At 70.6% G+C, this 21,645-nt stretch carries 22 protein-coding genes and 1 pseudogene; 4 read left to right on the plus strand and 19 right to left on the minus strand.

The window, feature by feature from the left end; genetic code table 11:
* Positions 1 to 3: 3 nt before the first annotated feature.
* Together AC0L5F_RS06915 and tsaD are read right to left on the minus strand one after the other, a co-directional pair.
* Positions 4 to 1,665, minus strand: a complete 1,662-nt coding sequence (locus AC0L5F_RS06915) for a glycoside hydrolase family 3 protein (protein WP_473315887.1) — start codon at positions 1,663 to 1,665, stop codon at positions 4 to 6.
* A 1-nt stretch (position 1,666) separates the two neighbouring features.
* Positions 1,667 to 2,713: a tRNA (adenosine(37)-N6)-threonylcarbamoyltransferase complex transferase subunit TsaD gene (tsaD, locus tag AC0L5F_RS06920; protein ID WP_473315888.1), complete on the minus strand. Its 1,047-nt coding sequence runs from the start codon at positions 2,711 to 2,713 to the stop codon at positions 1,667 to 1,669.
* A gap of 80 nt (positions 2,714 to 2,793) precedes the next feature.
* On the opposite strand from tsaD, the gene AC0L5F_RS06925 reads away from it, so the two are divergent.
* The gene (locus AC0L5F_RS06925; RefSeq protein ID WP_473315889.1) at positions 2,794 to 3,609 is read left to right on the plus strand and encodes a phosphatase PAP2 family protein; all 816 of its coding nucleotides are present in this window, start codon (positions 2,794 to 2,796) and stop codon (positions 3,607 to 3,609) included.
* On the opposite strand, the gene AC0L5F_RS06930 is transcribed toward AC0L5F_RS06925, so the two are convergent.
* The 13 genes and pseudogenes from AC0L5F_RS06930 to glmS form a co-directional block, all read right to left on the minus strand.
* The gene (locus AC0L5F_RS06930) at positions 3,570 to 3,872 is read right to left on the minus strand and encodes a DUF427 domain-containing protein (protein WP_473315890.1); all 303 of its coding nucleotides are present in this window, start codon (positions 3,870 to 3,872) and stop codon (positions 3,570 to 3,572) included. The two genes, AC0L5F_RS06925 and AC0L5F_RS06930, sit on opposite strands and share 40 nt — an antisense overlap.
* Positions 3,869 to 4,630, minus strand: a complete 762-nt coding sequence (locus AC0L5F_RS06935; protein ID WP_473315891.1) for a lysophospholipid acyltransferase family protein — start codon at positions 4,628 to 4,630, stop codon at positions 3,869 to 3,871. The genes AC0L5F_RS06930 and AC0L5F_RS06935 overlap by 4 nt, the downstream gene beginning before the upstream one ends.
* A gap of 749 nt (positions 4,631 to 5,379) precedes the next feature.
* On the minus strand, positions 5,380 to 5,583 hold the full coding sequence (locus tag AC0L5F_RS06940) for a DUF5709 domain-containing protein (protein WP_473315892.1): 204 nt from the start codon (positions 5,581 to 5,583) through the stop codon (positions 5,380 to 5,382).
* Positions 5,584 to 5,828: 245 nt separating this feature from the next.
* Positions 5,829 to 6,257, minus strand: a complete 429-nt coding sequence (locus tag AC0L5F_RS06945) for a GNAT family N-acetyltransferase (protein ID WP_473315893.1) — start codon at positions 6,255 to 6,257, stop codon at positions 5,829 to 5,831.
* A gap of 10 nt (positions 6,258 to 6,267) precedes the next feature.
* Entirely contained in the window at positions 6,268 to 6,888 is a 621-nt protein-coding gene (tsaB, locus tag AC0L5F_RS06950; RefSeq protein WP_473315894.1) for a tRNA (adenosine(37)-N6)-threonylcarbamoyltransferase complex dimerization subunit type 1 TsaB, read from the minus strand.
* Positions 6,889 to 6,897: 9 nt separating this feature from the next.
* On the minus strand, positions 6,898 to 7,779 hold the full coding sequence (locus AC0L5F_RS06955; RefSeq protein WP_473316162.1) for a permease: 882 nt from the start codon (positions 7,777 to 7,779) through the stop codon (positions 6,898 to 6,900).
* A gap of 67 nt (positions 7,780 to 7,846) precedes the next feature.
* Positions 7,847 to 8,050, minus strand: a pseudogene (locus tag AC0L5F_RS06960) (hypothetical protein); the annotation flags it as partial.
* Between the two features lie 37 nt (positions 8,051 to 8,087).
* Positions 8,088 to 9,086 carry a tRNA (adenosine(37)-N6)-threonylcarbamoyltransferase complex ATPase subunit type 1 TsaE gene (tsaE, locus tag AC0L5F_RS06965; RefSeq protein ID WP_473315895.1) on the minus strand — a complete coding sequence of 333 codons (999 nt, stop codon included), beginning with the start codon at positions 9,084 to 9,086 and terminating at the stop codon, positions 8,088 to 8,090.
* Positions 9,083 to 10,072 carry an alpha/beta fold hydrolase gene (locus tag AC0L5F_RS06970; protein ID WP_473315896.1) on the minus strand — a complete coding sequence of 330 codons (990 nt, stop codon included), beginning with the start codon at positions 10,070 to 10,072 and terminating at the stop codon, positions 9,083 to 9,085. Before AC0L5F_RS06970 ends, tsaE begins: the two co-directional genes overlap by 4 nt.
* Entirely contained in the window at positions 10,069 to 11,184 is a 1,116-nt protein-coding gene (alr, locus tag AC0L5F_RS06975; protein ID WP_473315897.1) for an alanine racemase, read from the minus strand. Before alr ends, AC0L5F_RS06970 begins: the two co-directional genes overlap by 4 nt.
* Positions 11,181 to 12,596: an NAD(P)H-hydrate epimerase gene (locus tag AC0L5F_RS06980; RefSeq protein ID WP_473315898.1), complete on the minus strand. Its 1,416-nt coding sequence runs from the start codon at positions 12,594 to 12,596 to the stop codon at positions 11,181 to 11,183. Before AC0L5F_RS06980 ends, alr begins: the two co-directional genes overlap by 4 nt.
* Positions 12,590 to 12,943, minus strand: a complete 354-nt coding sequence (locus AC0L5F_RS06985; protein WP_473315899.1) for a holo-ACP synthase — start codon at positions 12,941 to 12,943, stop codon at positions 12,590 to 12,592. The genes AC0L5F_RS06980 and AC0L5F_RS06985 overlap by 7 nt, the downstream gene beginning before the upstream one ends.
* The gene (glmS, locus tag AC0L5F_RS06990) at positions 12,943 to 14,790 is read right to left on the minus strand and encodes a glutamine--fructose-6-phosphate transaminase (isomerizing) (RefSeq protein WP_473315900.1); all 1,848 of its coding nucleotides are present in this window, start codon (positions 14,788 to 14,790) and stop codon (positions 12,943 to 12,945) included. The genes AC0L5F_RS06985 and glmS overlap by 1 nt, the downstream gene beginning before the upstream one ends.
* A 55-nt stretch (positions 14,791 to 14,845) precedes the next feature.
* Between glmS and coaA the strand changes: the two genes are divergently transcribed.
* A complete protein-coding gene (coaA, locus tag AC0L5F_RS06995) occupies positions 14,846 to 15,787 on the plus strand; it encodes a type I pantothenate kinase (protein WP_473315901.1) in 942 nt (313 codons plus the stop codon).
* Between the two features lie 6 nt (positions 15,788 to 15,793).
* Entirely contained in the window at positions 15,794 to 16,753 is a 960-nt protein-coding gene (locus tag AC0L5F_RS07000; protein WP_473315902.1) for a DUF389 domain-containing protein, read from the plus strand.
* On the opposite strand, the gene AC0L5F_RS07005 is transcribed toward AC0L5F_RS07000, so the two are convergent.
* The 4 genes from AC0L5F_RS07005 to rplM are packed head-to-tail and all read right to left on the minus strand — an operon-like array spanning position 16,750 to position 20,023.
* Positions 16,750 to 17,706, minus strand: a complete 957-nt coding sequence (locus AC0L5F_RS07005; protein ID WP_473315903.1) for a GNAT family N-acetyltransferase — start codon at positions 17,704 to 17,706, stop codon at positions 16,750 to 16,752. The two genes, AC0L5F_RS07000 and AC0L5F_RS07005, sit on opposite strands and share 4 nt — an antisense overlap.
* Before the next feature lie 10 nt (positions 17,707 to 17,716).
* Positions 17,717 to 19,063 carry a phosphoglucosamine mutase gene (glmM, locus tag AC0L5F_RS07010; RefSeq protein WP_473315904.1) on the minus strand — a complete coding sequence of 449 codons (1,347 nt, stop codon included), beginning with the start codon at positions 19,061 to 19,063 and terminating at the stop codon, positions 17,717 to 17,719.
* A 7-nt stretch (positions 19,064 to 19,070) separates the two neighbouring features.
* Positions 19,071 to 19,568: a 30S ribosomal protein S9 gene (gene rpsI / locus AC0L5F_RS07015; RefSeq protein WP_473315905.1), complete on the minus strand. Its 498-nt coding sequence runs from the start codon at positions 19,566 to 19,568 to the stop codon at positions 19,071 to 19,073.
* An 11-nt stretch (positions 19,569 to 19,579) separates the two neighbouring features.
* Complete coding sequence (rplM, locus tag AC0L5F_RS07020; RefSeq protein WP_473315906.1) at positions 19,580 to 20,023, minus strand: 50S ribosomal protein L13; 444 nt, start codon at positions 20,021 to 20,023, stop codon at positions 19,580 to 19,582.
* 250 nt (positions 20,024 to 20,273) lie between these two features.
* Between rplM and AC0L5F_RS07025 the strand changes: the two genes are divergently transcribed.
* The gene (locus tag AC0L5F_RS07025) at positions 20,274 to 21,569 is read left to right on the plus strand and encodes a citrate synthase (RefSeq protein WP_473315907.1); all 1,296 of its coding nucleotides are present in this window, start codon (positions 20,274 to 20,276) and stop codon (positions 21,567 to 21,569) included.
* The last annotated feature ends 76 nt before the right edge of the window (positions 21,570 to 21,645 follow it).

Genomic DNA, 21,645 nt, shown 5'->3' on the forward strand with positions numbered 1-21,645 from the left:
TGGTCAGCAGGTCTGGACGTCGACGCCGTCGACGGGCAGCTTGCCGCCCGCCTCGGCCTTGCCCGTGAGCACGTCGATGAGCGCACGCATGGCCGGGACGTCGGAACCGTAGAGCGCGACCTTGGTGGCCGCCCGGCTGTACTGCAACGGGTAGGGACGGTCGGTCGTGACGACGACGTCGGCGGATCCGGCCGCCGACGTCTGGCCGAGCAGCTGCACCGACGGCCCGGACCCCAGGCTGACTCCCGCCTCGGAGGCGGCCTGCGAGAAGGCGGCGACGGCGCCACTCGGCCCGAACGGGCGGAACGCCGTGGGTGGCGCGGCGTCGTCGCAGGGCTTCGCCACCACGGTCACGGCGGCTGCGCTCAGCGCCTGCGACTGCTCGACGTGCGAGCCCGCGTCGCCCGGCAGCGTGGGTGAGGCGTCGGCGTGCAGCACCCAGGCGATGGTGCGCGCGGCCGACGCCCGCGCCTGCGCCTCGGGGAGGTCGCCGGACTTCAGTGCCGCGAGCATCGCGTCGTAGGCCGCCAGGTTGTCGGCCGGCATCAGCGCGAGGTCGCTGCCGGCCTTGATGGCCTCCACGGCGGCCTCTCCACCCGGGTACCGGTTCATCACCGCACCCATGCCGAGCGAGTCGCTGACCACGAGTCCGTCGTAGCCGAGGTTCTCGCGCAGACCCGTGGTGATCACCTTGCGCGACACCGACGCCGGCACCCCCTTGTCGATGTAGGGGACGTCGAGGTGCCCGGTCATGATGCCGGGCACACGGTCGCCGATCGCGGCCTCGAACGGCACGAGGTCGTGGGTGCGCAGGCGTTGCGCGTTGCTGTCCAGCACAGGTAGTCCGCGGTGGCTGTCGGTGCTGACGTTGTGGCCCGGGAAGTGCTTGACGACCGAGATGATCCCTGCCTCGCCGTAGCCGGTGATCGCGGCGACGACGGCGTCGGCCACGGTCTTGGGGTCCGAGCCGGCCGAACGGGTGCCGATGATCGGATCCTCCGGACCGATGGTGACGTCACCATCGGGCGCGAACACCGTGTTGAAGCCCGCCGCCCGCAGCTCGGCACCCGAGGCACGGGAGGCGGCGGTGACCGCCTCGGCGCCCGCGGTGGGGTCTCCGGCGATGGCGGCACCGGCGGACATGAAGGTCGGGAAGGGTGTCAGCGGCGCCTTCAGTCGTGCGACCAGACCGCCCTCCTGGTCGATCGGGATCATCACCGGAACGCCCCGCTCGGCCCCGACAGCCCGCATCTGGTCGTTGAAGGAGGTGACGACCGACAGCGGGTCGGTCGTGGTGACGTCGAGGATGCGGTCACCGGTGACCATCACCCCCGCGAAGTGCTTGTCGCGCAGCAGTGCGAGCGAGGAGTCGTTGCCGAAGTGTCGTGCCACGATCAGCTGCCCGGCCAGGTCCGCCAGGCTGAGGTCGTTCGCGAGCCGCTCGGCTCTCGCACGCTCGTCGGCGGTCGGGCCCCATCCTTCCGGCTCGACGGGGGTCGCGGACGCCGACGGTGTGGGGATCGCGGCGGAGGAGGCGGCCGCCTGCGGTTCCCCGCTGCGGCCGAGTGCCACGGCTCCGGCCGCAACGGCGCTGGCGACCACGAGCACGGCGACCGCAGCGGCGATCAGCCGACGACGCGGGTCACGCTGTCGGTGAGCACGCATGTCAGACGGCGACGACCTGCGTGACGGGCATCCCGGAGTCGACCGGCAGGTCCAGCGACGACGCCGGGTGTCCTCGACGCACGACCTCGGCGCCGAGCGCAGCGACCATCGCGCCGTTGTCCGTGCACAGCCCGATGCGGGGAATCCGCACCTCGATGCCGGCTGCCTGCGCCCGCTCCTCGACCATCGCCCGGAGTCGCCCGTTGGCCGCCACTCCCCCGCCGACGATCAACGTGTCGACGTCGTGCTCGCGGCACGCAGCGACGGCCTTGGCCGTCAGCACGTCGCAGACCGCGTCCTGGAACGACGCCGCGATGTCGGCGACCGGCACCGGCCGACCCATGCGCTGCTCGTGCTGCACGTGGCGCGACACGGCGCTCTTGAGGCCGGAGAACGAGAAGTCGTAGCGGTGGCTGTCCTGGTACTTGGCCTGGGTGAGCCCGCGCGGGAACGCCACGGCGGTGGGGTCGCCCTCACGCGCCTCGCGGTCGATGTGCGGTCCGCCGGGATAGGGCAGGTCGAGCAACCGCGCCACCTTGTCGAAGGCCTCGCCGGCCGCGTCGTCGATGGTCTGGCCGAGCAGCGTGATGTCCGAGGCGATGTCGTCGACCAGCAACAGCTCGGTGTGCCCGCCCGACACCAGCAGGGCGGCCACCCGTCGGTCGAACCGGCCGTGCTCGAGCTGGTCGACGGCCACGTGGGCCGCGAGGTGGTTGACGCCGTAGAGCGGCTTGTCGTGCGCCAGCGCGAGGGCCTTGGCGGCGGCGACACCCACGAGCAGTGCACCCGTCAGACCCGGGCCCGAGGTGACGGCGATGGCGTCGACGTCCTGCACGCGGACGCCCGACTCGGCATAGGCCTGCTCGAGCGTGGGGACCATCGCCTCGAGATGCGCGCGACTGGCGACCTCCGGGACGATCCCACCGAACCGGACGTGCTCGTCCATGCTCGAGCTGAGAGCGTGCGCCAGCAGCTCGGTGCCGCGCACGATGCCGACACCGGTCTCGTCGCACGAGGACTCGATCCCCATCACCAGCGGTTCAGACACAGCATCATTGTGGCAGGCGCACGCAGACCTGTCGGCCGACCGACCCGGCGACGGCGGACCGGACGGCCTAGCATCGACGAGTGCAGTGGGTGACGTGGCAGCAGGCGTCCGTGGTGACGGCCGTGTGCCTGGTCGGCTGGCTGCTCACCCGACGGACCCACCCCACGTCGTTCGCACCGACGCTGCGGGAGCTGGCCCTGATCAGCGGCCTGTACGCCCTGTGGCGGCTGGGGTTCCGCCTCCCGCTGACCCACGAGGCGGGAGCACTCGACCGCGCCCGCGACATCGACGCGATCCAGCAGGCGCTGCACCTGCCGACGGAGCGATCGGTGCAGGAGGCCGTGCTGCACCTGGACTGGCTGGCCCGGTTCTGCAACGCCTACTACGCCATCGCCCACGTTCCGGCGCTCGTCGTGTTCATGATCTGGCTGTTCGTGCGCCACCGCGACCACTATCCGCACTGGCGCAACGGGTTGGCGTTCCTGACCGGCGCCTCGCTGTTCCTGCACTTCGTGCGCGTGGCGCCGCCGCGATTCATCCCCGAGCTGGGCTTCGTCGACCTGTCCCAGCGCTACGGGTTCGACGTGTACGGTCCGCCCGGGTCCGCCGTGGGCGACCAGTTCGCGGCGATGCCGTCCATCCATGTCGGCTGGGCCGCCGTCGTGGCGCTCGGCGCGGTCGCGGCCTCACGCAGCCCGTGGAGATGGGTGGCGTTCGCGCACCTGCCGATCACGGTGCTCGTCGTGGCGGCCACCGGGCACCACTGGTGGCTCGACGGCGCCGCGGCCATCGTCCTGCTGCTGATCGGACTGCGGCTCGACACGGTGGTGCGCCGTCGCTTGTCAGCGCGACACCGTCACTCCGAGACGGTCACCCTGGGGTCGAACGCGACGTAGCCGCTGTAGTCGGTGCCCACGCGCTCGAACGACGAGGGGATCGGCTCGGGGTACGACCAGCCGCCGTCGGCGAGCACGTCGTCTCCGGTGCCCACGTTCCAGTACTGGGCGTCGCCCTTCCACGGGCAGCGGTACTGGGTGGGGCTCTTCTCGAACGCGCCCTCGGTCAGGCTCGACGGCGGGAAGTACCAGTTGCCCTCGATCTTGACGAGGTCCTCGGTGGGGGCCTCGGCGACGACGGTGGATCCGATGACTGCCTTCATGACTGCTCCTTCGCTGCGCGACGAGCCGCCCGGGCGGCGTACTCCTCGTCGTCCATCTTCTTCGCCTGCTCCAAGGTCGGCGCGGTGCCGCCGTGCCGGGCGGGCGCCCACCACTGTCCCTCCGGGCTGATCGGGTACTGCTCGATCGCGTGGTCGAGCAGCGCGCTCATGGCGTCGCGGAGCCGCTGGGTCTCGGCGACGGGATCCTCACCCGTCACCTCGAGCGGCGCGCCGACGTGCAGACCGATGGTCTTGCCGCGCCCCGTCAGGTCGGCCTCGTGGTCCTTGGTCTTGAGCAGCTGGGTGCCCCACGTGACCATGGGGATCAGCGGCACCCCGGCTTCGGCGGCCATCCGCACGGCACCGGTCTTGAGCTCCTTGATCTCGAAGGAGCGGCTGATGGTGGCCTCCGGGAAGATTCCGACGATCTCGCCGCCCCGCGCGTAGTCGACGGCGTCGCGGTAGCTCTGCTCGCCGTTGTCGCGATCCACCGAGATGTGGTGGTACGACCGCATGAGCGGCCCGGAGATCTTGTGCTCGAACGCTTCCTTCTTGGCCATGAATCGCACCAGCCGCTTGCTCGGCTGTGCCGCGAGGCCGTCGAAGATGAAGTCGACGTAGCCGATGTGGTTGGCGGCGAGGATCGCGCCACCCGTGCGCGGGATGTGTTCGGTGCCCGACATCTGGAACCTCATCCCGAGCGCCTTGAACAACGTCTTGGCGGTCAGGATCGTGGCTGGGTACGTGAGATCGCGCATTCGATCACAGTACCCATTCGCGGATCAGCGGCAGCGCGAGTGTAAGCCCTGCTCCCCGGGGAGCACAGCAGTCGACGGGCTCGAGCTCCGTGCGGCCCAGCCCGCTCGCCAGGGAGCGCAGCGCCCGTGAGGGAGCGAGGAACGAGCGACCGAGGCGACCTGAGGCCGGCGGACTCGCCCAGCCCCACCTCACCATCGCCTCGCTCCGCTCACGGTCGGCCGCAGACGGCCTCCCTGGCGACCAGCCCGCTCGCCAGGGAGCGCAGCGACCGTGAGAGAGCGAGGAACGAGCGACCGAGGCGACCCGAGGTCGACGGACTCGCCCAGCCCCACCTCACCATCGCCTCGCTCCGCTCACGGTCGGCCGCAGACGGCCTCCCTGGCGACCAGCCCGCTCGCCAGGGAGCGCAGCAATCGACGCGCCCCTGCTCCGTGCGGCACAGCCCGCTCGCCAGGGAGCGAAGCGACCGTGAGGGAGCGAGGAACGAGCGACCGAGGCGACCCGAGGCCAACACACCCGCCCAAGCCCGTCGGCTCACCGTCGCCTCGCTCCGCTCACGGTCGGCCGCAGACGGCCTCCCTGGCGACCAGCCCGCTCGCGCGGGTGCACAGCAATCGACGCGCCCCCGCTCCGTGCGGCACAGCCCGCTCGCCAGGGAGCGAAGCGACCGTGAGGGAGCGAGGAACGAGCGACCGAGGCGACCGGCCGACGGACTCGCCCGGCCCCACCTCACCCGCGCTCAGTCTGTTCAGGCGTCGTCGTCGACCACGTGGACGGCAGCCTCCTCGGCGCTGGCGGCTGCGCCGTCGATGCCGACGTCCTCACCGACCAGGTCCGACTCGGTGTCCTCTCCGGTGCCCTCGTCAGGGTCGACCAGCCGGCCGGCTCGTTCACGCCCGACCTCGCCGCCGACCTGCTCGGCCTGCTCGGCGTAGGGGTCGGCGTCCGGCACCTCCTGCGCGATGCGCTGCTCGAGCGACTCGCCCTCGAGTGCCTCGTCGGCCGTCGTGCCGAAGCCCTCGCCGCGGTAGCTTCTCCGGCGGCGAGTAGCCCGAGTCGAGCGTCTCGTCGGGGTCGTCGAAGATGGCGTCCTGGTCAGGTCCGTCAGTACCGTCGGGGAAGGTGTCAGGCGTCTCGGTCATGCGCCCAGCCTCGCACGCAGCACTCAATCGGCAAGCGGTACTCGATGGCAACCGGTCAGCCGGCGAGCGGTCGTTCCATGACCACCGCGTCGACCCCGTCGGAGTAGTAGCGGCGACGCCGATGGATCTCGACGAAGCCGGTGGAGTCGTACAGCGCGAGGGCAGCGGTGTTGTCGGCGGCGACCTCCAGCATCATGCGGGTGGCGCCTCGACGAACGGCATGGGCCAGGAGAGTGTCGATCATGCCGCGGGCAACGCCCTGGCGTCGCACCACCGGGTGGACCGCGATGCGGTCGAGGTCGGCCGTGCCGTCCACCACGCGGACGATGCCGTACGCCTCGGCCGTCGAGGTGACGAGCACGTCCTGGGCCCGGTCGACGATGGCGCGCTCGATGGACGGCGCACCCCAGGAGGCCGCGCCGAAGCACTCGACCTCGAGAGCCAGGAGCCCCAGCAGGTCCTCGATGGTGGCCGGCCTGATCATGTCGCAGGGCTCACGCAGGACGCGGCTGGGCGTCCGGCCGCCTCAGGTACAGCGGCTCCAGCGGCAGATCGACGTGACGGCCGGCCGCGACGAGCTCGGCCAACGCAGCCGCTCGCGGCACCAGGTCGCCGCGGGCGTCGAGCACCTCGGGGTACAGCGCGGCACCGGGTCCGTACGCCGGCAGGCCGGGGTGCAGGCGAGCGAGGTCGGCCGGCGCGTGGACCTGAGGGCCGTCGAGGCGCGTCCCGTCCGCGCCGAAGCGTGCCCAGTAGACCTCCTTGCGCCGCCCGTCCGTGGCGACGAGGAACTCGCCGTCGGCGTCGACGTCCGCGGCGATGACGTCGAGCGTGCACACGCCGTGCGTGGCCAGACCGAGCGTCGACCCCAGGGTCAGTGCGGTGACCACCCCGACACGAAGGCCGGTGAACGGCCCCGGTCCCACGCCGACCGCGACGTCGGTCAGATCCGACATCGAGGCCCCCGCCTGCGCCAGGGCGTCGCGAATGATCGGGGCCAGCTGCTCACCGTGCGCCATGGCACCGGTGGCCGATGCCTCGCCGACCACCGACGTGCCGTCGTGGACGGCGGCGGTGATGGCGGCGGTGGCGGTGTCGAACGCGAGCAGGAGCACCCGACGAGCCTATCGGGCCGCATCGGGACTGCCGCCCATCATGCCGAGCATCTCGCGGCCGCCGTTGCGGAACGAGCGAGCGACCAGCGCGACGGCGAGCAGGGCGAACGCGATGTCGAGCCAGGTCGTGTAGTTCCAGCTCAGGCCCTCGGCACCGACCTTGGCGTCGCGCTCCGTGGGCGTCAGGCCGGTGGTGCCGAAGATCAGCTCGACCAGGTAGGCAGCGGCGACCATCGTGGCGTAGAACCACGCCACGATGCGCAGGGCCATCGCCGTGCCGTAGTACTTCCGGTAGATCACGATGATCGGCACGATGATCAGGTCGGCGAAGATGAACGACATCACGCCACCGAAGCTGATGCCGGAGTTCCACAGCACGCCCGCCAGCGGCACGTTGCCCACCGAGCACACGAAGCTGAACACCGCGATCACGGGAGCCACCAGCGGACCGACGATCGCCGCGGTCGTCGGATCGTTGCTGAAGAACACCGCCTCCCAGAACGACGTCGGCACCCACGCCTCGACGCACCCGGCGATGAGGATGCCGAGGAGCACGTCACGCAGCACGGCGCCCCACTCCATCACGAAGATGTGGCTGACCGCGGTGCAGCCCCGGGAGCTGAACAGTCGCTGCGCGAAGGACCCCTCGCCGTCCACCGACATGTCCATGGACGCGTGCCCCTCCATCGAGCCGGTGAGGCCCTTCTCGGCCTGGTCGCGCGCGGCGTCGACCAGCTGCGTGGACACGAGGTACCGAAAGACCAGCGCCACCATGACGATCATCAACGGCCCGCCGATGAACTCTGCCAGCGCGAATCGCCACCCGAGCAGCAGCCACATCACGATGCCGAGCTCGAGCACCAGGTTGGTCGACGAGATCTGGAAGACCATGGCCGATCCGAAGCTTCGCCCCCTTGCGGAACAGCGTCCTCGCCAGCGCGACCGCGGCGTAGGAGCACGACGAGGCCGCAGCACCCAGCCCGGTGGCACGTGCGGTGCTGGCGACGTCGCTGCCGCCGAGGGCTCGGGTGATCGCCTCACGTCGCACGACCGCCTGCACGACGGCCGAGAGGGCGAAGCCGAGGATCAGCGACCAGCCGATCCGCCAGGCCATCGTGCCTGCCGACGCCAACGCGTCAGCGATCTGGTGCAGCACCCACATGCCGTCGAGGCTAGCGACTGGTTGCGCGATGCACCGATCAGTCGTCGTCGGAGGAGTCGGCCAGCACGGTGGATCGCAGCGGCACGCCCGCCCAGCGAGGTCCGCGCGGCTTGATGGTGACCACGCGCGGCGCCACGTCCTCGCCCGGTGGCGGCTCGACCTCGCCCTCGTGCGGCGTGCCCAACGGGTCGATCGGCCGAGGGCCACGCACCTCGATGCGCACCCACAGCCAGCTGTCGTTGAGCTGCTCGGCCATGCCGTCGCCCCACTCGACCACGGTGATGGACCTGTCCGCCGTGGCGTCGAGGTCGATGTCGTCGAGCTCGGCGGCATCGCCCAGCCGGTAGGCGTCGACGTGCACCAGCCCGGGTCCGTCGACCAACGACGGGTGCTCGCGAGCGAGCACGAACGTGGGCGACGTGACCGGTCCGCGAACCGCGAGCGCGTCTCCCAGGCCCTGGGTGAACGTGGTCTTGCCGGCTCCGAGGTCTCCGGACAGCACCAGCAGGTCGCCGGGGCTGAGCAGGCGGGCCACGCGCCGCGCGAGGTCCTTCATCAGGTCCGGGGTCGGCACCTCCCGCGAGAGCCAGAGCGTCTTGCGGAACTCGATGAGGGCGCCGTCCTGACGGACCGGGTGATAGAAGCGGCGCGTCCAGAACTGGACCGTCTCGGGCAGCTCCTCGCGCACGTGCAACCAGATGCCGTCCTTGCCGCGCTCCTCGGCGGTGTCCTCGGCGACGCCGACCATGGCCGAGGCGACGCCGCGGTCCTGCAGGTCGGGGTCGACGGCCACGCGCCGCAGGCCCAGGAGTCCGGAGCGGCTCTCGTCGAACAGCAGCGCACCCATCGGGTGGTCGCGGCGCTGCACGAGCAGGCCGCCCGGTCCGGCGAGCACCTCGCGCACCGACTCGACGGTCTCGTCGAGGGCGGTCGAGGGCGGATCGAGCACCCGGCGGGCGCCGAACGAGCGGCGGATGACGTCGAGGACCTGTTCGGCGTGCTCGGGACCTGCATCGATGACGTTGAGGGCGGTCATGCGGCGTCCTTCCGGACCTCGTCGACGATCGCCTCGATCGCCTCGGTCACCATCTCGTGCTCCTCGAAGATCACCATGTGGCCCGCGTCCTCCGCGATGACCAGCCGCGCACCGGGGATGTCCTCGACCAGGCGACGGCTGTGCGCCAACGGCGTCAGCTGGTCCTCGCTGCCGCACACGACGGTGGTGTGCGCCGAGGCCACGACCTTCAGACCGGGGGTGAGATCGAGCCCGACGAAGTTCGGGTAGAAGTCGAGCAGCACGTGCAGGGGTGCGCGCAGCAGCATCTCGTCGGTCATGTCGACGTGTCGCTCCTGGGCGTGTGGACCGAGCCCCCACCGCTTGATCAGCGAGAAGCTGTTGAACGACCGTCCCCACTCCAGGACCGGGCCGGCGACCCGCAGGACGGGCACCAGACGCCGCAGCGCCGGACTGCCACGCATGAGGCGGCCCGAGCTCGTGCTGATCAGCACCACCCCGCGCACTCGACGCTCGAACAGGTCAGGGTCGTCCACGGCCAGCTGCATGATCGCCATGCCACCCATGGAGTGACCGACGAGGATGACCGGTCCACGGGGCGCGACCTGCTCCATCACGGTGGCGAGGTCCTGCGCGAGGTCGGACAGCGACGAGCTGCTCGGACCCGAGCGGCCCGACGCTCCGTGGGATCGCAGGTCCATCAGGACCAGGCGGACCTCCCCGCGCATCGCGAGGCGTTGGTAGTGCCAGGCGTCCAGGGTGCAGACCCACCCGTGCACGAAGATGACGACCGGTGTCTTGCGGTCGGCCTCGTCGACCTCCACGTTCAGCTGCACGCCGTCGTGGGCGGTGACCGACAGCGGTGTCGAGTGCACCGAGCCGAACGGGGTGTCCTCCCCGCGGCGGAGTCGACGGGCGGTCTGGACCCGACCGTTGAACAGGGTCGCGGCGACTCCCGTCGCCACGAAGGCGCCGGCCGTCGCAGCGAGGCGGGTGGTCCGATTCATCGGGTTCCACGATAGGTGCGGACGACCCGACCACCGATGCGGGTCACGATCTCGTACCCGATCGTGCCTGCTGCGACGGCCCAGTCCTCGGCCGTCGGCTCACCGTCGGCGCCCGGGCCGAACAGGGTGATGACGTCGCCCCGCCTCGCCTCCCGATCGCCGAGGTCGACGACGATCTGGTCCATGCAGACGCGGCCGACCTGCCGCACGCGCTCGCCGCGAAGCCCCGCGGACAGGCTCCCCGAGCCGGTGACCGGGACGCCCTCGCCGTAGCCCAGCGGCACCAGGCCCAGGGTGGTCTCGCGATCGGTCGTGAAGGTGTGGCCGTACGAGACGCCGGTCCCCGCAGGCACCCGCTTGACCGCCGCCAGTCGCCCCCGCAGCGTCATGACGGGCGCGAGCTCGACGTCGTGCGCCAGGCCGGGTGCCGGGTTGATCCCGTAGGTGGCGATGCCGACCCGCACCAGATCGAGGTGCGACGACGGACGCGTCAGGGTGGCCGGAGAGTTGGCGAGGTGCCGCAGGCCGGGATGCAGACCTGCGGCCGTCACCTCGTCGGCAGCCGCCGCGAACACCTGTTCCTGCTCCGCGTTGGCCGGGTGGTCCGGTTCGTCCGCGCACGCGAAGTGCGACCAGACGCCCGTGATCTCCACGCGTCCCGCACGCTGGTGGACGGCTGCCGCGGCGACGAGGCGGGACCAGTCCTCGCCACGGGCGCCGTTGCGGGACAGGCCGGTGTCGACCTTGAGCTGCGCGCGCGGGCGGGATCCGGCGGCGACGATCTGGTCGAGCTGGTCGACCGACGACGCGGTGACCTCGACGTCTGCGGCCACCGCGGCTGCGACGTCCTCGTCGGGAGCGGCCAGCCAGCACAGCACCGGGCCGGTGTCGCCGCCGTGGCGCAGCGCGAGGGCCTCCGCGACCGTCGCGACGCCGAGCCAGTCGGCCCCGGCCTCGCGAGCGGCACGACCGATCGGGCCGGTGCCGTGTCCGTACGCGTTGGCCTTGACCACGGCCATCAGCTGCGACGACGGTGCGCACGCGGCGAGTGCCCGCACGTTGGCCCGGTAGGCGTCGAGGTCGACGACGGCCTCGGCCTGAGGTGAGCTCATGCCCAATGCTCTCGCAGCACGTCGGTCAGGGTCGCGTCGAGGAACGCCCCGATCGTGGAGGGAAGGTGTGAGGCGACGTCCGACGCCGTCAGCGGACCACCCGCGGCGACCGCGGCGGCGCCGTGCAGGAACGCACCCAGCGACGCGGCGTCGAACGGCTCGAGTCCGGCGGCGAGCAAGGACCCGATCAGCCCGGCCAGCACGTCGCCTGCGCCGGCCGTGCCGAGCCACGGAGTGCCGCTGCGGTTGACCCGCACCCGCCCGTCGGGCGACACGATCACGGTGCGCTGGCCCTTGAGCAGCACGGTGCTGGCCCATCGCTGGCTCGCCTCTCGCGCGTGGCCGAGCGGATCGGCCTCGACCTCGGCGCGCTCCAGACCCAGCATCTGGGCCAGCTCGCCCGCGTGGGGCGTGAGCACCATCGGCGCGGGCGAGGTCTCGGGCAGGTGCTGCAGCGCGGTCGCGTCGACGACCATGGCGACACCGTCGCCGAGCAGGTCGCGCAGCGAGTCGCCCACGGTGTCGTCGCCACCGGGTCCGACGACCCACGCCTGCACACGGCCTCGACCCGCCACGACCTCGGGTGCACGGTCGACGACTCGCGCGGGCAGGTCGTCGGCGCCCAGGAAGCGCACCATGCCGGCCGGGCCCGCCTGGGCCCCGGCGACGCACAGATGTGCAGCCCCGGCGTAGGTCGGCGAGCCGGCGCAGATGCCGACGACGCCGCGCGAGTACTTGTGCCCGTCGGTGGGGCCGAGGGCGTCCAGCAGCAGGGCGCCGTCGCTCGCCTCGATCGTCTCGACGACCGGCTCGGCCAGGTACGGACCCAGGCCGATGTCGATCACCGTGACGTCGCCGGCCAGGGCGGCGGCCGGACCCAGCAGCAGGGCGGGCTTGAGCGCACCGAAGGTGACCGTTGCGTCGGCCTCGACGGCGCGCTCGGGCAGGGTGCCTGCGTCGACGTCGATGCCCGAGGGCACGTCGACGGCCACGGTGAACGGACGTGTCCGCTCGATCCAGTCCGCCCACTGCGCCGCCCGCCCGGACAGCCCCGGCCGCGCGCCGATCCCGAAGACGGCGTCGATGCAGGTGCGGTGGCCTGCCGGTTCCTCGACGACCTGCGCTCCCGCCGACAGCGCCGCGGCCAGCCCCTCGGCGTGCACGTGGTCGGTGTCGAGCAGGCACAGGTCGACCCGTACGCCGCGGTCGAGGAGGTGGGTCGCTGCTAACAGCGCATCGCCGCCGTTGTTGCCGGGGCCGATCAGCATCAGGACCAGCTCTCCGGGCGCGATCGCCTCCAGCGAGTCGGCCAGGCCGCGGGCGGCCCGCTGCATGAGGGCGTCCCATCCCGTGACTGCCGCGAGCGCCTCCTCGGCGGCGCGGATCTGCGCGACCGAGTGCGCTGTCAGCACTCGGCCACCACGAAGGCCGTGGCCACCGTGGTGTCGTGCGAGATCGACAGATGGATCTCGGTGATGCCGAGCTCGCGCAGCCGGTCGGGGGCCGAGCCGAGCAGGCTGAACTCCGGGGCACCCTGGGCCGAGTTGACCACCTCGAAGTCCTGCCAGGACAGACCGGCCGGTGCCCGCATGGCCTTGGCCAGCGCCTCCTTGGCGGCGAACCTTCCGGCGAGCGACTCGATGGGCAGGTCGCGCTCCGCGGGGGTGAACAACCGGCTGCGCATGGTGGGGGTGCGCTCCAGCGTCTCGGTGAAGCGCGCCAGGTCGACGACGTCGACACCTATGCCGTGGATCGCCATCACTCCACCGTCACGGACTTGGCCAGATTCCGCGGCTGGTCGACGTCGTGGCCGAGCTGCTCGGCGAACTCGCACGCGAAGATCTGCAGCGGCACGGTGGCCACCAGCGGCTGCATGAGGGTCGGCACGCGCGGCAGGCGGATCAGGTGGTCGGCATAGGGAACGACGTCGTCGTCGCCGTCCTCGACCAGCACGATGGTGCGGGCGCCGCGAGCCCGGATCTCCTGGATGTTGCTGATGGTCTTCTCCTGCAGCTGGTCGCGGCCCTTGGGCGGGACGATCACGAACACCGGCAGGCCCTCCTCGATGACGGCGATGGGCCCGTGCTTGAGCTCCCCGGCCGCAAAGCCCTCGGCGTGGATGTAGGCCAGCTCCTTGAGCTTGAGCGCACCCTCGAGGGCCACCGGGTACCCGGCGTGCCGGCCGAGGAACAGGATGGAGCGCGATCCGGACAGCTCGGCCGCGAGCTTGCGCACCTGGTCGCCGTCGTCGAGCATCCGCTGGATGCCCGCCGGGATCTTCTCCAGCTCGCCGATGATGCTGCCGATCTCGTCGCCGTACTTGGTGCCCTTGACCTGCGCCAGGTACAGCGCGAGCAGGTAGCACGCCACGACCTGGGCGAGGAATCCCTTGGTGGAGGCGACGGCGATCTCAGGGCCGGCGTGGGTGTAGATGACCGCGTCGGACTCACGCGGGATGGTCGACCCGTTGGTGTTGCAGATCGACAGCACCCGCGCACGCTGCTGGCGCGCGTACCGGATGGCCATGAGGGTGTCCATGGTCTCGCCGGACTGGCTGATCGTCACGACCAGCGTCGAGCGGTCGAGGATCGGGTCCCGGTAACGGAACTCCGAGGCCAGCTCGACCTCGCAGGGGGTGCGGGTCCAGTGCTCGATGGCGTACTTGGCCACCATCGCGGCGTAGAACGAGGTGCCGGCCGCCACGATGATGACCTTGTCGACCTCGCGCAGCTCGTCGTCGGACAACCGCATCTCGTCGAGCTGCAGCAGACCCTGCTGGTTGTGGCGCCCCAGGAGCGTGTCGGCGACGGCTTGCGGCTGCTCGGCGATCTCCTTGAGCATGAACCACGAGTAGCCGCCCTTCTCGGCCGCCGAGACGTCCCAGTCGACGTGGTACTCGGTGGTCTCGGCCGGTGCGCCGTCGAAGTCGGTGACCTCGATGCCGTCGCGCGTGATGGCGACCACCTGGTCCTGGCCGAGCTCGACGGCGTCGCGGGTGTACTCGATGAAGGCGGCGACGTCAGAGCCCAGGAAGTTCTCGCCGTCACCGCGACCCACCACGAGCGGGGAGTTGCGGCGGGCACCGACCACGACCTCGGGATGCTGGGCGTCGGAGATCACGAGGGTGAAGGCGCCCTCGAGCCGGCGGCACACGCGGCGAACGGCTTCTGGGAGGTCGTCGACCTGCTGCAGCTCGCGGGCGACCAGGTGCCCGACGACCTCGGTGTCGGTCTCGGAGAGCATCTCGGCGCCGTCGGCCTCGAGCTCGGCGCGCAGCACGGCGAAGTTCTCGATGATGCCGTTGTGCACCACCGCGACGCGACCGGCGGCATCGAGGTGCGGGTGGGCGTTGACGTCGTTGGGAGCACCGTGCGTGGCCCAGCGGGTGTGGCCGATGCCCGTGGTGGCGGCGGGCATCGCTCCACGCTGCTCGAGCTCGCGATCGAGGTTGACCAGCTTGCCCGCCTTCTTGGCCCAGGCGATCGTCCCGTCGCTGACCAGAGCGACGCCGCCGGAGTCGTAGCCGCGGTACTCGAGCCGCCTCAGCCCGCCCATGACGACGTCGAGGGCCGAGCGTTCTCCGACGTATCCGACGATTCCGCACATGCGTCTCAGGGTACCGGGGCACACCGTCGATCAGGTGTCGCGGGACAATGGAGCCATGACGCGTGAGCAGTCGCCGTACGTGGAGCTCGAACGAGCCGCGTGGTCGCAGCTGGCAGGTGACTCCCCACTGCCGCTCGAGCCCGACGAGATCGACCGGATCCGAGGCATCGGCGACCAGCTCGACCTCGAGGAGGTCCGCGAGGTCTACCTGCCCGTCACCGAGCTGTTGAGCATGCGGGTCAGGCTCGCCGAGGAGCTGTACGCCGCCACCGAGACGTTCCTCCGCACGGGCCAGGACCACAAGGTCCCCTACCTGATCGGCATCGCCGGCTCCGTGGCCGTCGGCAAGTCCACGATCGCGCGTCTGCTCAAGGAGCTGCTGTCGCGGTCCCCCGAGCACCCCACGGTCGAGCTCGTCACCACCGACGGCTTCCTGTACCCCAATGCCGAGCTGGAGCGCCGCGGGATCCTGGACCGCAAGGGATTCCCGGAGTCCTACGACCGCAAGGCGCTGCTGCGCTTCGTCATGGAGGTCAAGTCCGGCGTCGAGGTCGTGACGGCGCCGGTCTACTCCCACCTCACCTACGACCGCACCGACGAGGTGGTGACGCTCAAGCAGCCCGACATCGTGATCATCGAGGGCCTGAACGTGCTCGGATCGGCCAAGCCGCGGCCCGACGGCAGCCCGGGCCTGGCGATCCGCGACTTCTTCGACTTCTCCATCTACGTCGACGCCTCCAGCCGCGACATCAAGCGCTGGTACGTCGACCGGTTCCTCGCGCTGCGCAAGACCGCCTTCGCGGACCCGCAGTCGTACTTCCACCGCTACAGCACCCTGTCCGACGACGAGGCGATCGCCCGTGCCGAGGGGCTGTGGGACACCATCAACTGGCCGAACCTGCGCGAGAACATCGCCTCCACGACGGGTCGGGCCTCGCTGGTGCTGCGCAAGGGCCACGACCACGACGTCAAGTGGGTCCGACTGAGGAAGCTCTGACCGGCCGTGCTCCACGTTCGAGTGGTCGCACCGGCGGCCTCGTGCGACGCGGTCGTCGCGACCGTGCGCGACGCGGCGACAGTCTGCAACCTGGTGCGGGTGCGCCAGGTCGGCGTCGTCCACCAGCTCGACCAGGTGACCTTCGACGTGGCCCGCGAGAGCGCCGAGTCGGTCCTCGAACAGCTCCGCGACCTCGGGGTCGAGGAGGTGGGGTCGATCGCCCTGCACACACCGGACATCGTGCTGTCGCAGGCGGCCGAGGCCGCTGAGCGAGCCGCACCGGGACACCCCGACGACGGCGTCGTGTGGCGCCAGCTCGAGGTCCGATCGGCCGAGGACGCCCGCCTGTCCGCGTCCTTCCTGATGTTCTTGACGCTCGCCACGCTGATCGCCGGCGTGGGCCGCTACCTGGACCAGCCGATCCTGATCATCGGCGCCATGGTGGTCGGCCCCGAGTTCGCACCGATCGCGGCGACCTGCCTCGCGCTGACCCGCCGGAAGTGGAGCCTGGCCCGGACGGCGACCTCGACGCTCGCCGCCGGCTTCGTCGTGGCCGTGGTGGTGGCCACGGTGTTCTGGCTGGTGGCCGGACTGTTCGGAGTGGTGGACCCCGAGCTCGCCCGGTCCGGGAGGCTCACCGAGTTCATCATCCGACCCGACGGCTGGTCGTTCCTGATCGCGCTGCTCGCCGGCACCGCCGGGGTGCTGTCATTGACCGCCTCCAAGTCCAGCACCCTGGTCGGCGTCTTCATCTCGGTCACGACGGTGCCCGCCGTCGGCACGGTCGCCCTCACCGCCTCGATCGGCGCATGGGGCGAGGCGGGATCGGCTCTGCTGCAGCTGGGGATCAACCTCGCCGGCATGGTGATCGCGGGGACGGTGACCCTGCTCGTCCAACGAGGGGCGTGGCGCCGGGTGCCGGCTCTGCGTCGACGGCCCCACCAGCGCGGGACCCGGGTCGGCTAGAGCGTCACCAGGTGCTCGGCGCACCAGGCGACTTGTCGATAGCCCAGCAGCTCGTTGACCGCAATCATGTGCGCGTTGCTGGCGGCGTTGTAGGTCATGATGCGCGATCGTCCGGCGAGCAGGTCGGCGGCGGCGCGCATGTTCGCGGCCTTCAGCGTCAGGCCCAGCCCGTGCCCGCGATGGTGGCCGAGCACGAGGGTGTCCCACTGGTACACCTCCGGCGACGCGGCCGGGATCGACAGCTGGGTGTGGCCGGCGAGCGTGCCGTCGCTCGCCCGGGCCACCGTCACCTGCATGACGCGTCCCGATCGGGCGGCGTCCTGCTCGTCCCGCCGGACCCGGTCGGCATCCCAGTGCTCCGGCTCCAGGCCGACGTCACCGCTGGGCGCCTCGGCGTTCATCCGCCGACGCAGGTCTGCGTACTGGTCGATCCATTCCTCCGGACACGCACCCCGCCAGCTGTCCAGCGAGTAGCCGGCGGCCACGGGAGCCTCCGGGACGGTCGCCGGGAGGTCGAGCACGCGGACGGCGTCGACCAGGTCCACCGACGATCCTCGATGCAGCAGGAACTCGTGACCGACGTCGGTCGTGGCGTCGACGTCCCACATCGCCTCGAGGAACAGCCGGGACCGGCCGTGCGCGCGGGCCACCTCCGAGATGGCGTCGAGCATCGCGGTGCCGTGTCCACGGCCCCGGTGGTCAGGGTGGGTGAAGAGGTCGACGTAGCCCAGCTGGGTGTTGTCCAACAGCGGCATCACCACCGCTCCCCCGGCCACCACGCGTCCGTCCACCCAGCAGCCGAGAGCGATCTTCGTTCCGTAGTCGTCGTCGGTCAGGTTGACCCGCTTCTCGGCCTCGAGCCACGGGGCGTCGAACGGCCGGTCGTACGCCGCGACGTAGACCTGGTACCACTCGGAGTACTCGTCGTCGGTGATCTCGCGGATCTCGTCCATGCGCTGTCCGTCAGAGGGTGAGCGTGGCGCGCACGACGGAGGCGAGATGGTCGGCGATCTCGCTGGCCTGCTCGGCGGTCGCCGCCTCGACCATGACCCGGACCAGCGGCTCGGTGCCGCTCTGGCGCAGGAGCACCCGGCCGGAGTCGCCCAGCGTGGACGCGGCGATGGCGACCTCGCCCTGCAGCACCGGATCGGTGTCGGCGCGGGTCTTGTCGACATCGGGGACGTTGACCAGCACCTGCGGCAGACGCGACATGACGCCGCCGAGGTCCGCCAGCGAACGCCCGGTCGACGCCATGCGGCTGGCCACGTGCAGCGCGGTGAGCACCCCGTCGCCGGTGGTGGCGTGCTGGGACATGATGACGTGACCGGACTGCTCGCCGCCCAGGACGAACCCGCCCGCGCGCATGGCCTCGAGCACGTAGCGGTCGCCCACCGCGGTGGCGACGACGTCGATGCCCTCGCGCGCCATGGCGTGCATGAAGCCCAGGTTGCTCATGACCGTGGCGACGACCGTGTCCTCGACGAGGTGACCGGCGTCGCGGGCCGCGACGGCCAGCAGCGCGAGCAGCTGGTCGCCGTCGACCACGGTTCCGTCGGCGTCGACGGCCAGGCAGCGATCGGCGTCACCGTCGAAGGCGAAGCCGGCGTCGGCGCCGTGCTCGACGACCGCGGCCTGCAGGTCCTCCAGGTGGGTCGAACCGCAGTCGAGGTTGATGTTCAGGCCGTCGGGGTCGGCGTGGATCGTGATCACGCGGGCTCCGAGCTGGGCGAAGGCGGCCGGTCCGACCTCGAACGCCGCACCGTTGGCGCAGTCGAGGACGACCGTGAGGCCGTCGAGGCCGTGCGGGACGGTGTCGACCAGGTGCTTGGTGTACGCAGCGACCCCGGAGTGACTGTCGCCGATGCGACCGACACCTGCACCGGTGGGGCGGTCCCAGGGCTCCTTCAGACGCTGCTCGATCTGCCGCTCCAGGTCGTCATCGAGCTTGAGTCCACCCCGCGCCAGGAACTTGATGCCGTTGTCCGGCATCGGGTTGTGGCTCGCCGAGATCATCACGCCCATGTCCGCCTCGAGGAGCGCGGTGAGGTAGGCCGTGCCGGGGGTGGGGACCACTCCCAGCCGGTGCACGTCGACACCCGCCGAGGCGAGCCCCGCGACGACCGCGGCCTCCAGGAACTCGCCGGACGCCCGAGGGTCGCGACCCACGACCGCGGTGGGTCGCTGGTCGGCGAACGCACCGATCTCGCCGAGGATGTGCGCAGCGGCGACCGACAGGTCGACGGCCACCTCGGCCGTCAGGTCGCGATTGGCCAGTCCACGGACACCATCGGTTCCGAAGATCCTGCCCACCGGAGGGTCAGCGCTTGCTGTACTGCGGAGCCTTGCGGGCCTTCTTGAGTCCGGCCTTCTTGCGCTCCTTGATGCGCGAGTCGCGGGTCAGCAGACCGGCCTTCTTCAGGACCGGACGGTTGACCTCCTCGTCGATGCCGTTGAGCGAGCGGGCCACGCCGAGACGCAGGGCGCCGGCCTGACCGGTCATGCCGCCGCCGGTGACCCGGGCGATGACGTCGAAACGGTCCTCGAGGCCGGTGGCCGCGAGGGCCTCCTTGGCGATCTGCTGGTGCAGCTTGTTGGGGAGGTACTCCTCCAGCGGCTTGCCGTTGACGGTCCAGACGCCGGTGCCGGGCACGATGCGCACGCGGGCGATGGCCTCCTTGCGACGGCCGGTCGCTGCGCCGGGCGCGACGGTGGCGGGCTGGTCGGAGACGACGGCGGAGCCGGTGGTCTCGGAGGTGTACGCGACGCCGTCGGCGTTGGGCGTGAACTCGGTCTCTTCAGTGGCGGTTTCGGTCACGATGTCGATCCTTACTGGGAGATCTGCGTGATCTCGAACGGCTGGGGCTTCTGGGCGGCGTGCGGGTGCTCGGGGCCGGCGTAGACCTTGAGCTTGGTGATCAGCTGGTCGCCGAGACGGTTCTTGGGCAGCATGCCGCGGACCGACTTCTCGATGGCCTTGCGGGCATCCTTCTCGAGCAGGTCGCCATAGGCGATCGACTTGAGTCCGCCCGGGTAACCGCTGTGGCGGTACGCCAGCTTGTCGGTGCGCTTGTTGCCGGTGAGGGCGACCTTGGCGGCGTTGACGACGACGACGAAGTCACCACCGTCCATGTGCGGCGCGTAGGTGGGCTTGTGCTTGCCACGCAGGAGGTGAGCGGCTGACACGGCGAGCCGGCCAAGGACGATGTCCTCGGCGTCGATGACGTGCCACTGACGATCGAGGTCAGCAGGCTTCGGGCTGAACGTGCGCACGACAAGTTCCTTCTACTTCGGATGGAGTCTGGCTAGTACTGTCGTCCGCCGCTGGCCGGTACCTGGACCAGCGCACAGCGAAGCAAGAACGACGACACACAAGAGTAACCGGCGCCATCGCGTCGGGTCAAAACGGGGGGACGCCAGCACCCCGCGGAGCAGCGATCGTGATGCCGGTCTAGATTTGAGGGGTCAGCAACACCTCGCTGGCCCCGTACTGATCTGGCGCCACCGTCACAGGAGACCCATCGTGACCGAGAAGCAGTCCTTGACCGTCCGCGACAACCGCACCGGCGAGGAGTACGAGCTCGACATCGTCGACGGCACCGTGCGCGCCGGCGACATCGGAAAGATCGGCAAGACCGACGACGAACCGGGCATCGCCGTGTACGACCCCGGCTTCACCAACACCGCCTCCACGCGCAGCGCCGTCACCTACATCGACGGCGACAAGGGCATCTTGGAGTATCGCGGGTACCCGATCGAGCAGCTGGCCGAGCACTCCACGTTCCTCGAGGTCGCCTACCTGCTCATCCACGGCGAGCTGCCCACCAAGGAGCAGCACGACCAGTGGGTGCACGAGATCACGTTCCACACGTTCGCGCACGAGAACCTCAAGAGCCACCTGCAGGGCTTCCGCTACGACGCCCACCCCATGGGCATGCTGCTGTCGAGCGTCGGCGCGTTGTCGACGTTCTATCCCGAGGCCCGGGCGATCCGGGATCCGGAGATCCGGCACGAGCAGATCGTCCGCCTGATCGCCAAGATGCCCACGCTCGGCGCCTGGAGCTTCCGGCACGCGCAGGGCAAGCCGTACGTGTACCCCGACAACGACCTCACGTACACCGAGAACTTCTTGTCGATGCTGTTCAAGATGAGCGAGCAGAAGTACGACCCGGACCCGCGACTGTCCAAGGCGCTCGAGGTGCTGTTCATCCTGCACGCCGACCACGAGCAGAACTGCTCCACCAACGCCGTGCGCTCGGTCGGCTCGTCCGACGTCGATCCGTACTCGGCGGTCAGCGCCGGCATCGCCGCGCTCTACGGACCGCTGCACGGCGGCGCCAACGAGGCCGTGCTGCGCATGCTCAAGCGCATCGGCAGCAAGGACAAGATCCCTGCGTTCATCGAGGGCGTCAAGAACGGCGACGAGAAGCTCATGGGCTTCGGTCACCGCGTCTACAAGAACTACGACCCCCGCGCCACGATCATCAAGAAGGCCGTCGACGACGTCTTCGAGGTCACCGGCGTCAACCCGCTGCTGGAGATCGCGCAGGAGCTGGAGAAGATCGCCCTCGAGGACGACTACTTCATCAGCCGCAAGCTGTACCCGAACGTCGACTTCTACTCCGGCCTGATCTACGAGGCGCTGCAGTTCCCGCCCGAGATGTTCACCGTGCTGTTCGCCATCCCGCGCACCGCCGGGTGGCTGGCACAGTGGCTGGAGCTGGTGGACGACAAGGAGCAAAAGATCGCTCGCCCCAAGCAGATCTACACCGGCGACCGCACGCTCGACTTCGTGCCCGCCGCCGAGCGCTGGAAGTAGCGCCCGCGCCGGCTGCGGTTTACCAGCAGGCCCCGGATTCTTGTCACTCCTGTGGGCACATTTGCCCACAGGAGTG

It is taken from the genome of Aeromicrobium sp. 10G20-16, assembly GCF_055809665.1.